10 protein-coding genes are annotated in these 11,666 nt (G+C 35.1%); 2 read left to right on the top strand and 8 right to left on the bottom strand.

Annotated elements, in window-relative coordinates; translation table 11 throughout:
• Positions 1-306 precede the first annotated feature (306 nt).
• Both ACP6PK_RS11595 and ACP6PK_RS11590 read right to left on the bottom strand, forming a co-directional pair.
• On the bottom strand, positions 307-1,731 hold the full coding sequence (locus ACP6PK_RS11595; protein ID WP_426559735.1) for a deoxyribodipyrimidine photo-lyase, 8-HDF type: 1,425 nt from the start codon (positions 1,729-1,731) through the stop codon (positions 307-309).
• Positions 1,732-2,631: 900 nt separating this feature from the next.
• Positions 2,632-3,183, bottom strand: coding sequence for an NUDIX hydrolase (locus tag ACP6PK_RS11590; RefSeq protein WP_426559734.1), 552 nt, complete (start codon positions 3,181-3,183; stop codon positions 2,632-2,634).
• A gap of 127 nt (positions 3,184-3,310) precedes the next feature.
• On the opposite strand from ACP6PK_RS11590, the gene ACP6PK_RS11585 reads away from it, so the two are divergent.
• Both ACP6PK_RS11585 and ACP6PK_RS11580 read left to right on the top strand, forming a co-directional pair.
• The gene (locus ACP6PK_RS11585) at positions 3,311-4,261 is read left to right on the top strand and encodes a formylglycine-generating enzyme family protein (protein WP_426559733.1); all 951 of its coding nucleotides are present in this window, start codon (positions 3,311-3,313) and stop codon (positions 4,259-4,261) included.
• Positions 4,262-4,382: 121 nt separating this feature from the next.
• Positions 4,383-5,285, top strand: a complete 903-nt coding sequence (locus ACP6PK_RS11580; protein WP_426559732.1) for a hypothetical protein — start codon at positions 4,383-4,385, stop codon at positions 5,283-5,285.
• Positions 5,286-5,629: 344 nt separating this feature from the next.
• Here the strand turns inward: ACP6PK_RS11580 and ACP6PK_RS11575 are convergent, their stop codons facing one another.
• The 6 genes from ACP6PK_RS11575 to ACP6PK_RS11550 form a co-directional block, all read right to left on the bottom strand.
• Positions 5,630-6,082 (bottom strand): cupin domain-containing protein, encoded by a 453-nt coding sequence (locus tag ACP6PK_RS11575; RefSeq protein WP_426559731.1) that lies wholly within the window; start codon positions 6,080-6,082, stop codon positions 5,630-5,632.
• A 60-nt stretch (positions 6,083-6,142) separates the two neighbouring features.
• Positions 6,143-6,895, bottom strand: a complete 753-nt coding sequence (locus ACP6PK_RS11570) for an SAM-dependent methyltransferase (RefSeq protein WP_426559730.1) — start codon at positions 6,893-6,895, stop codon at positions 6,143-6,145.
• 575 nt (positions 6,896-7,470) lie between these two features.
• Positions 7,471-8,574 (bottom strand): methyltransferase domain-containing protein, encoded by a 1,104-nt coding sequence (locus tag ACP6PK_RS11565; RefSeq protein WP_426559729.1) that lies wholly within the window; start codon positions 8,572-8,574, stop codon positions 7,471-7,473.
• Positions 8,575-8,607: 33 nt separating this feature from the next.
• Complete coding sequence (locus tag ACP6PK_RS11560; RefSeq protein WP_426559752.1) at positions 8,608-8,676, bottom strand: helix-turn-helix domain-containing protein; 69 nt, start codon at positions 8,674-8,676, stop codon at positions 8,608-8,610.
• Positions 8,677-8,762: 86 nt separating this feature from the next.
• Positions 8,763-9,902 (bottom strand): pyridoxal phosphate-dependent aminotransferase, encoded by a 1,140-nt coding sequence (locus ACP6PK_RS11555; protein WP_426559728.1) that lies wholly within the window; start codon positions 9,900-9,902, stop codon positions 8,763-8,765.
• A 429-nt stretch (positions 9,903-10,331) separates the two neighbouring features.
• Positions 10,332-11,207, bottom strand: coding sequence for an ABC transporter permease (locus ACP6PK_RS11550; protein WP_426559727.1), 876 nt, complete (start codon positions 11,205-11,207; stop codon positions 10,332-10,334).
• Positions 11,208-11,666: the final 459 nt, after the last annotated feature.

Here is an 11,666-nt window from a genome sequence, read left to right as displayed (position 1 = left end):
TTTTCTTACCAATATTTGACTCTCATCAAAGAGTGAAAATTTTTCTGGCAAATATCTACTGAGAAAAGATAACTGCTCAAGTCATTTTTCTGTATTTGACTCTCACCCCTTGAAGAAAATTTTTCTAGCAGATATTCTCACAGATAGGATATAACTACTCAATTAATTTTTCTGTTCTTGATAATTTAGGAAACGATAGACAACAGGAAAATACCCTTGAAAATTTTTCCCACCAATATTTTACTCTTATCCACAAGTAAAAATTTTTCTGGCAGATATTCTCACTTAGAAGATATGACTACCCAATCAATTTTTCTGTTCCTGGTAAAGAGACTTAAATAATCGTTGTCTTTTTTTATGGTCAACAATAGGTGCAGGATAACCTACAACTTCCCGCTCATCCACAGGAATTTTACCAGTAACCAAATATTCTGTATCTACACGACCTAACTCTGACACCCACTCCCGAATATATTCTGCTTCTGGGTCATATTTTTGTGTCTGAGATGTGGGATTAAATATTCTCAAAGGTTTTGGGTCCATCCCACTCGAAGCACTCCATTGCCAACCTCCATTATTAGCAGAAAGGTCGCCATCTATTAATTTCTGCATAAAATATTTTTCGCCCCATTGCCAATTAATAATTAAATCTTTGGTCAGAAAACTGGCGACTATCATCCGACAACGGTTGTGCATCCAACCTGTTTCATTTAACTGACGCATAGCAGCATCAATAATAGGATAACCTGTCTTTCCTTCGCACCAAGCTTGAAAATTTGCTTCATTATTCTCCCAAGGAAAATTTTTCCAATGTTCTCGATAAGGACCTGTTTCTAATTGGGGATAATGGTACATAACATATTGATAAAATTCCCGCCATGCTATTTCTTTTTGCCAGGTTTCTATATTTGCAAATGCTTCTTCACTACGGCAATTTTTGATTAATTCTTGAGTTTTTGTCCAAACTGTACGAATACCAATAGTGCCAAATTTTAGAGCAGCACTTAGTTGAGATGTTCCATCAATACTAGGGAAGTCTCGCTGTTCTTGATATGAATATATTGCTCCATTAGAAAATGTTTCTAATTTTTCTAATGCTGCTGTTTCTCCAGGTTCAAGAATGAGTTTATTTTCCCAATTAAATCCTAATTCTTTAGCAATAGGTAAGTCAATTACTCCTATTTTTTTTGTGTCTTGAAGTTGCTCTTCAGTTAAACCTTTGAGTAAGGAAATATTAACTGGAGCTAATTTTTTTTTGCTCTTCCAATTTTTCCAGAAAGGAGTATAGACAGTATAAGGTTTTTTAGTTCCAGTAAATATTTCTTCTGGGTAATGAAGGAGTTGATCCCAAAAAGTTTTTACTTGAATATTTGCTGCTTCTAAATTTTCTCTAACTTGGCGATCGCGTTCCTTACTATAAGGTTCAACATCTAGGTTCCAATATACAGCTTTTGCCTCCAAAAAAGTTACTAATTTTGGAATAGTTTCTGTAGGTTTTCCAGAGATTATTAATAGTTGACTTCCTATTTGTTTATAGCGTTTTTCTAAATGTTGTAAACAACCAATCATATAGGTAACTCTTCCAGGAGCAATATCGTCTCGTTTGAGAATATTTTCATCAAGACAAAATATACCTACTACTGTTTGACTTTCTTGAGATGCTTGTGTCAGTCCGATATTATCTGAAATGCGTAGATCGCGTCGATGCCAAAATAGGATTAAGTTAGACATTTTCTTTAAGTTTACTGTTGGTAGAAGAAAGAAGGAAGAAAGAAGAATTAAATAATTGATAATTGATAATTGATAATTGATAATGGATAATTGATAATGGATAATTGATAATTACCTCTCCCTAAAAGGAAGAGGATTGAATAAAAGGAAAATAAATTCATTGTTTCTCTTGAAATATAGCGTTTCTCAGGTTAGTAAGGTATAGTTTTATCTTTCTTCTTTATTCCCTGTTGCCTGTTGCCTATTGCCTGTTGCCTGTTGCCTAAAGCGTAGAATTTTGTACCTCACGCCTCTTGGGAATTGCTATAGAAGGCTTTAAACCTTAATTATTCGGTAAGAAGTAAGAAGTAAGGAAGAGTAAACATTATAAAAAGGAATAAACGATAAATATAACTGTCTAAAATGGGTAGTGATGTACAAGTAGTGATATTCTGAAAAAAATTTAAGTAGGCTAGGAAATACTATTCCTCTAAAAAGTTGCCTACCTCCACAATAAATCACAATCATCAAAGGACTACCCTAAAATTAATTAGAGCAGCTATATTTTTGGCATAAAGGAAGAAGAACGAAGCAAGAAAGAGTAAACATTATAAACAGGGATAAACGATAGATATAACAACCTAAAAGAAATTGGATAGCCTATTTTTGAGCATATCTAATAAACATCTACCTTTTTGTATAATTCTTTTTTCAAAATGGTATCATACCACTTAAAAAAAAGAGTATATAGAATTCATTTCAGACAGTTATCTGTTATCTCTATCATTTTTTCCTTTTTTCCTTTTTTTTCAATATTTACACCTTCTATCCGAGATAACTAGCTTTCTTGCTCCTCCCTTCTCTCCGAGATAACTAAATATTTCTTCCTTCTTCCTTCTTCCTTCTTCCTTCTTCCTTCTTTTATATTCCTGATAAAAATGGTTTAGCTAAGAATAAACTACAGATTGATTTAGCATCTACAAATTCTCCCTCAATAATAGCTTTTTCTAATTCTTGAGGAGTCATTAAAACTGTTTCCATATCTTCATCAATATCTTGTGCAGGAGGATTTTCTAACTTCTCTAAATCTTCTGCCAAAAAAGCATAAATAAATTCATCTGAGTATCCAGGAGCAAGGGGAAATTCTCCTAACTTTTGCCATTTATTTGCTCGATAACCTGTTTCTTCTTCTATTTCTCGTTTAACAGTCTCAGCAGGATTTTCATTTTCCTCTATCGTACCTGCGGGAAATTCTAAAAGTCTACCTTGAACAGCAAATCTATATTGTTTTACTAATACTAATTTTCCATCTGAAGTAACAGGAATACATAAAGCTCCTCCCGGATGACGGATACATTCCCAGTCTCCTTCAACTCCATTAGGTAGACGTAGATAGTTAACATCAAAGTTAAATTTTCTGCCTTTATATAAGAGACGTTGTTTAATAATTTCAGGTGGTTCTTGATTTGACATAAAATATAATAAACTAAGTTTTAACTATAATATCATCTACAGGTTAAATGGTTAAAGTTGATAATTATAGATACTCTCTATAATTTAATTTATTTTTTATTTATCCATAAATCAAGAAAATTATATTATGAGGAATCGCCGAAATTTTATAAAATCTTTAGGTGTAGCAGGACTTGGTTTAAGTGGCAGTTTATTGTTGCACAAAGATATTGCGAGGACAAAAAAAATAAATATTAGTAATCCCTCAGAAAATACTTTTACATTTGAAACCTTTAAGATCGATATGAGAGGTAATAAAATTAAAATTCAACGTCTAAAAGTGCCTTTTATTAAAGAGTATTTAGATGGTGAAATATTTATAGAAATGATATCAATTCCCAATGGTACTTTTCAGATGGGTTCTCCAGAAACTGAGGCTAAAAGATTGCCAAATGAAAGTCCTCAACATCAAGTTACTATTACCTCATTTTTTATGAGTAAATATCCGATAAATCAAGAACAATGGCAAATTGTAGCATCAAAATTTCCCAAAATAAATATACCTTTAAATCCTAATATATCTAAATTTAAAGGTAAATATTTACCAGTAGAAAGTATATCATGGTATGAAGCTAGTGAATTTTGTGCCAGAGTGTCTCAAAAAACAGCTAAAAACTATCGTTTACCTAGTGAATCAGAATGGGAATATGCCTGTCGTGCAAATACAAATACTCCTTTTTATTTTGGTGAAACAATTACAACTAATCTAGCTAATTATAATGGAAATTCTAATTATGGAGAAATTTCCACAGGAGTATGGCGTGGTCAAACTACACAAGTTGATAGCTTCCCAGGGAATGCTTTTGGTTTATATGATATGCACGGAAATGTTTGGGAATGGTGTGCTGATGATTGGCATAGTAATTACAATTTTGCACCATCAGACGGCATTATTTGGAAATCTGAATCAAAAAGTTTATATAAAGTTTTAAGGGGAGGTTCTTGGAATATTGGTGCAAGGCGTTGTCGTAGTGCTTCTCGTTATGCTTTAATTCCTGATAGTAAGGATAATTTTTTAGGATTTCGGGTAGTTTATTGAAGAATTTTGTAGATTCCAAATAATGTTTTTAGGTTGAAGGTTTTAGATCAAATTTTATCTATAAGCTATAGTATATTTCTTAACACTGAAATTTTTTTATAGCGTAGGGATAATATCAATTATGAAAGAGTTACCTGAGAATCAAACAAAGATATTTACTAAAATAATATGGGGGATAATTGGTGGAACTCTTTGGGGTATTTTATTTTGTGCTGCTTTGGCTGGTTTATTTATCGGAATTAATCAAAATTTAATCACTATTATAAGTGCATTATTAATGGGTATTTTGTGGTGTACAATTATCAGCCTAATCTGGAAATCATTAATTGGTAGACAAGATGAATCTAGCAAAAATTATATAATAGCTGGAATTATTGGTGGGTTATTTCTAGGTAGTGCTATTGGAGGATTAATGTTAGCAATATTAAATCGGGATGCTAACTTTGCTAGAGCTTATTTATCAGGAGCATTTCTTGGAGGAAGTTTTGGTTTTGTTTGGAGTTTATTTAAACCTCCTATGTTTTTAGGAGGTATGAGAATTTGGGGTAAGTCTGGAGCAATTTTAGGTGCAATTTGGGGTTCTTTTTTCGGCACAATTATAGGTATAGTTGCCACAGTTTGCTTACTATTTTGGAGTCAAGGAAATATTGATGTTAGTGCGAAGAATTTACCTCAATTATTAATAGCTGCTCTGATTTTTGGTGCTGGTAATGGTGCTATTGGTGGAACAATATCGGGAATTATATTTGGTGGATTAATTATGGCTCCTCCTTTACCTTTAGCATTAGAATTAATTGGGATAAGAGGTGCAATTGTTGGAGGAATTTGGGGTTGTTTTTTGACGGCGATCGCTTGGGGAATTATTGGCGGGGTTTTATCTATAACTATTGGTGATGATTTGTTTTTCAGTTTAGGAATTAGTGGTCAAGTTACTCTGTTAAAAGGAGTAATTGTTGGTGCAGGTATTGGCTCAATTTGGGGAATAATTTCTGGTGCTTTTTGGGGTGTTTTTGGTAGATGGTAATTGATAGTAATGATTCTTATAATAGAATTCACCCCAACCAAGAAACCGGGTTTCTGAACAGTGATTATTACCTGGAAATACCTTAAGTTTGCCACTCCCCATGGCTACAAGCGGTGGATATTTTTGGTTCTCACAATAAGTTTTTTACCGAAATATTGTGGTTTAAAGCCTCCCCTTTTAAAGGGATAATAAATAACAATTTTCCTGTTCGTAAATTCTCTTCTTTTCAAGGAGAGGTAATTCTCAATTTTCAATTCTCAATTATTGAACTACTCCATTAAGTCATTATCACAAACCCATAATTTCTATAACTAAATTATAGGAAAACTCTCCCCGTCAAAAGGCTAGGGTGAGGATTGCCGGACAATACGTTCAATTGGTATTTGACTGGACAATGCTTTTTCTAGATCGTAGGGAAACGGAGGATAAATAGGTCGATACTCTATCGGTTTCCAGGGTTTATGGCGTACAATTGCGTTTAGAAAAACACAAGTTTCATCATAGGGATTAATACCAGCATGGGGAATTTTTGGTGGTACTTTAATCACAAAAGAATCCTCTTCATTTAAAGGAAAATATTGATATTTCCCTTCCGACAAAATAACCCAAATCAACTGTCCACTAACAACTTGAACGTAGTCTGTTTGATTGCGATGAACATATAAATTTTCCTGAGTACCTGGTGGGTATTTTCCTACCACTGTTTCGTTACTATTCAGACTAGAATAGTAGGAAATTCCCTCCGGTACAATTTCCTCACTCAGTTGTAAAATCTCTACACTGGGTATCTTTTTCATATTTTTGTTCCCATTCAATCAGTTCCAATTAGATACAGTCTTATTTAGGAGAGAGAATTTTTAACATAGCTGATAACTTTTGTTTGCAAATACGCTGCCATCATTTTTGCTCACAGTAGCATTAATATCATATCTAGGTTGTGTGGTTGAAATATCCCTCTCAATTTTCACTTTAATAAAGTCACCTGCTTCTAGTTTTAGGGGCTTTTCAAAAAGTTTTACATATCTAACTAACCAACTTGTTTTTTGTGACAAGGTATCAATTACTGTTTCTTTGTCTACCCAGAGATTTATAAAGAAAATAAATCCATCAAATAAGCTTGTTTTTTTGATAAGAAATTCTAGATTTTTCTCCTCTCTCGTTACTAAATCTTCAGCAAAAACTATATTTTCAAATTCTTGGGGTTCGGCAATCAAATTACGAACGGGAAAATTATAGGTGACATAAGTTCTTGGTTGAGAAAAGTTCCAGTCATCACTTAAATTTATGATAACTTTTTTCATAATTAACTTCAGAAAAAAGTTAACTATTTGCTTCTCTGGTGAAAGTTTTAATGGTGAGACAGGTGCTATTTTCGTTATGCACTGATACGGAATAAACTCAGCATTTGGCTTTAAAAACCTATTTTTAGCATCATCAACTGCTAGCACCATACCTTCTCTGCTACCTATAGAACCGACAATTTCATGAATTAATATATCGCATTTTTCTTCAATCTCTATATCTTGTGAAAATCCTTGGTAAATTTTAATCTTTTCTTCTAGATTAAGTTCTTCGATCAGTTTTTTTTGACTGTAAGAAAGCTTTTTCATTTTCTTCTATTGTATAAAGCTTTTTTACTTCTGCATCTACACACATTTTTGGTAAAAATAAGGCTTTGTCCGTACCAATTTCAACAACTATTTTGTCTTTTATTTTTTGATAAATTACTTTTCTCTAGGCTTGATTTCTAATTTCATCATCTTCCATCAAATCATACATAGAATTTATATATAAATTATTATTTTCATTAATCGACTTAATCGGATCAAAGCCACTGAAAAAGACAAAATTTAGATTTTGGAAGAATTTTAAAATATCCGATCTAGATCTAATAGTCATGGTCTCAACTTATGCTCTAATTCTATTCATTCTGTCTGGGAATTGACAGTTCAGGAGTACGATAGCATCTTTTCGGGTTAACTTTTTCCAGGAACTCTGCTATGCGTCCCAATCCCTCCTCCACATCTTCCGGACTTTTGGTAAAGTTGACGCCCAAAAAACTAGGGCTTGTAACGATTATTTGATTATATAATATTAGGCTAATTTACTATAGCCATATTTGCAGATCCAGTATTATCTACGAAGGATAAGAGCTAGGTCGTTTATTCTGGCTTCATATCACCCGTCAGCCGAATACATTTTTCGATCCTTCATCCAGATGTTGTACATGGCCCACGTTGAACAGAGCAGTCTGTTCTAGACCTGTATTAACTTGGTACTTTAACTTAATGATGTTAAATCTCGGCTCATCTGGATCTCGGCTAACAGTAATTGTTCCCACCACCCGATCGCCTGGTGCAACTTTTAAGCTTTCTTGGAGGGGGTATAGTTGCTGTCCCCAATGGCTGTAAGTTTTTCCAGGTCCGGTGTCAAGAACGACTCCATTGGGAAAATCTGTGGTGAACCAGCCAAGAAACCCCTTAATTTCAGTTTGCTTATTGATTGTGTACTCAAAATCCTGACTGAACTGGACGAGTGTGGTAGGATCGACAGTGGCACAGTCAAACTCAAGCACTTTCTGTGATGCCGAGGCGAGATTGTTTGGGGACAAATAGTTGACGCGCATACTATTTTTCAAAAAGTAGTCTGACAAATCCTGAACCACCTCCGAAGTGAAACCGGAGTAGTCTACATCAAGACCCTGAAGATTAGTAACCGTTTCGTCCCACTCTGCTATTTCTTTTTCCAGTTTTGTCCTGACCCAATCTGTGCGATCGTCATCGTTCCCTGGCGCGTAGAGTCCCAGCAGAATTGTGGCACGATTCGGAAACATCAACCCACCCGGTTTTAGCCATTTATCGCGAGCATATGCAACACTATCAAACATGGATTCTTTGAGCAAAAAGCAGCCCATCCACTCGCTGACAATTACATCTACGGGTTCGGGTATTTCCACCTCCTCTACTTTTGAGTTGAGAATTGTCACAACATCTGACACATTTGACGACTCGACTAACCGTCTGGCAAGTTGAGCGGCATTACTGGCATCCACTGCGTAAACACGTTTTGCACCCGCTTTAGCCGCCCAAACAGCCAATACACCTGTTCCAGTACCCACATCAAGGACGACCTTATCTGCTATCAATTCCGATTTGTTCTTGAATATAGCAGAGTGATATGCTTCCATCCTTGCCATGTCTTCTAGCATAATTTTGTGTGCTCGCATTGAGCCATACAAATCAAAGTATTTGAAAGCACTTTCAGGCTGAGTTGGTTGAGTTATTTCCATAACATAGTTTGTTTCTTTGAGAATAAAAATTTGCTAGTAGTAGAACTGCCATTGTTTTTGTCCAACTGTTGGATAAATTCGATATTTGTACCTGGCTTTCATTGTTGTTGTTTTTAACTAAGAATATTGTAGCGTATTCATGGGTATTAAATCAAATCAAAAGTCCCCCTAAAAGGGCAAGGACAATCTCATCTTTTCGGGTTAACTTTTTCCAGGAACTCTGCTATGCGTCCCAATCCCTCCTCCATATCTTTCGGACTTTTGGTAAAATTGACGCGCAAAAAACTAGGATCTGTTTCCGCAAAATCTGTTCCCGGAGCAGTCCCAACCGCATAGTCTTTGGCTAGCATTGATGCTGCTTGCATTGAGTCCATCTCTTTAGGCAGTTCCAAGATACCATAAAATCCTGCCTGGGAATTTCTGATGGCAGATAGAGAATAGCGATCGCAAGTCGCCAAGAATAAATTGTGGCAGCGATGCAAGTAGCTTCTATGATCCTTTAGCAAAACCGCCGAACGCTCTAGCAGTCGTTCTGCCAAAAGTTGTCCAGGAAGATTGGGGCAAATATTCAGTAATACTTTCAGACTCTGTGCAGCTTGAGCATAGCTTGGTGGTACAATCAGAAAACCTATACGCAATCCCGGAGCAGCAAAGGATTTGGCAAATCCATTGACAACGAAATTGTCCCCAGGTAGTTGAGTCCCACTGGGAGCGAAAGCACCTGCAAAGGTCGTTAACTGGTAAACTTCATCGAAAATCACTGGAATGCCGAATGAAGCGATTTCTGCGAGGATTTCCAGACTGGCAACATTTCCGTAGGGATTTCCAGGAGAGTTGAGGATGATGGCAGCGGTTTTGGCCGTTATTAAATCTGACAGTCGGTGGTATGAGAGGTTAAACTCTACATCCAGGGGTGCTGATATGGGAATTCCACCAAACATCTGCACGGTTCGACGATAGTGGCCATATCCGACAGCGGGTATAATGACTTCGCTACCTGGACGTACCAATAGACCCAGTGCTAAAACTAATGCACCAGTTGCCCCATCAGTTATCAATATCTGTGCTGCTGGGATATCTATGTCTAAGGTGGAGGCGTAAAAGCTGCTAATTTTTTCCCGCAGTGACATCTGTCCGCTAATATCCCCGTAACCTAGTATTTTTTCTACTTCTTTGGTCTTTATAGTTAAGTCAACGTATTCTTGAATTGGGAAGTTTGATTGGCCAAAAGCTAGAGAAATGGGTCGCCAGTGAGATTGGTTTCCAGCTAACAGAGTCGAAATCTTGTCAATTCCCATGGGCGGAAATTTTAGTATTGGGGTTAGCATATTGGAAATTGATTATAATTTTTTGTTTGGCAAGGTGAAACCTAATTGCCCATCATACACCTGATAACTGTTAACTGATAACTGGAATTACCCTGGCAAATGCGGTAGTAATCCGTGCTTATGTTGTAATATTTTATTGTATAGATTTGGCATCAAAATGACATTTTTACTTGGGTTTGGAAACCAAACCCCTACAATTTTTTTGTTCAGAAATCATTTAGGATTTCTATATATGAATCAGGAATAAAATTATAATTCAGGATAATGACATTTTTGCTTGGGTTTGGAAACCAAACCCCTACAATTTTTTTGTTCAGAAATCATATTACTTAGAATTACTACTTGTGAATAAAGAAGAAGAAAAAAAATCAACTTCCTTCTTCCTTCTTCCCTCTTTTTTCTTCCCTCTTCCTTCTTCCTTCTTCCTTCCTATTCTCTAAATTTAGGATTAACAAATTCATTCAATCCTTCTCCTAATAAAGATAACCCAACCACCATTAAAGTTAAAGTACAACCAGGAAAAAAAGCAGTCCACCAAATACCTGTTGGTAAAGCATCTAAAGCTAACCTTAAATCATTTCCCCATTCAGCAATTTCAGGAGGTAATCCTAATCCTAAAAATCCCAATCCTCCTAATACTAAAACTGCATCTGCAGCATTAAGAGTAAATAACACAGGAACACTCTGAATAACATTTAAAAATAAATAACGAGTCAACACTCTCCAAGTATTAGCACCCATCGCTCTTGCTGCTTCAATAAAAAGTTCCGTTTTGACACTAACTGTATGGTTACGAACTACTCGATAATACTGTGGAATATAAGCAATACTTAGAGCGATCGCTGCATTTAATATTCCTTTTCCTACGACAAAAGCTAAAGTTATAGAAAGTAATAATCCAGGCAAAGTATAAACAGTATCCATAAAAAATATTAAAATTTTATCAATTCTGCCACCGAGATAACCACTTACCATTCCTAATGGCACACCAATAATTAAACTTAATAAAGTTGCTAAAATCACAACTTGCCAAGCAACTTGTGCACCGAATAAAGTTCTAGAAAAAATATCATAACCTTGACGACTTGTACCAAACCAATGTTTAAAAGAAGGTGGTTGATGTATGGGGTTACTGAGAAATTCTTGAGGGTCTTGGAGTAAGCCTAAATTTTCTAAAAGTGGAGCAAAAATAGCAATTAATATAAATAGAATTGTAATGATTAGACCTACCCACATCATCTGCATTGAAATACTGGGTTTACTAGAGAGATTGAAAAATTTTACTCGTGAAAATATACTTGTCATAATCTGATAATTTTTCAAGTGCGGAAGTAGAATTTTACCATAAATTGAAATACTTTGATAGTAAGCATTCAGCCGTCAGCATTCAGCTATCAGCTATCAATTATTAACTCATTTCCTACCACATAATTGTATGGGTTCACAACTCAAGCGAGTCTTTCTTGTGCTTCAATACTCTGGTTAAAAATGTAGTATAAGTTAAAATAAAGCTTGCTTCATTCATTAAAAAGCTGTTTTGTAGCATTCCGTAGGATGAGGTAACTGCTAATAACTGAATGCTTATCAAAGGTAAGCAGGTACACAAAATTAATTACACATATATACAAGCTGAATTATTTGTATTCTAAAGATCCCAGAGAATTAGAATAGGTAAATAATTTTGTTTAGGTACTTATTATGTTTTTATCGGATAAATTTTGACTAAATCTTTTGCCAAAGCAGAATTATATTCTCTCAATTATT

Origin of the sequence: Dapis hubbardiae BLCC-M172 (genome assembly GCF_050016015.1) — a bacterium.
Taxonomy (GTDB): Bacteria; Cyanobacteriota; Cyanobacteriia; order Cyanobacteriales; family Microcoleaceae; genus Trichodesmium.
The sequence above is the reverse complement of the archived record's forward strand: the minus strand, read 5'-3'. Positions and strand labels throughout refer to the sequence as shown.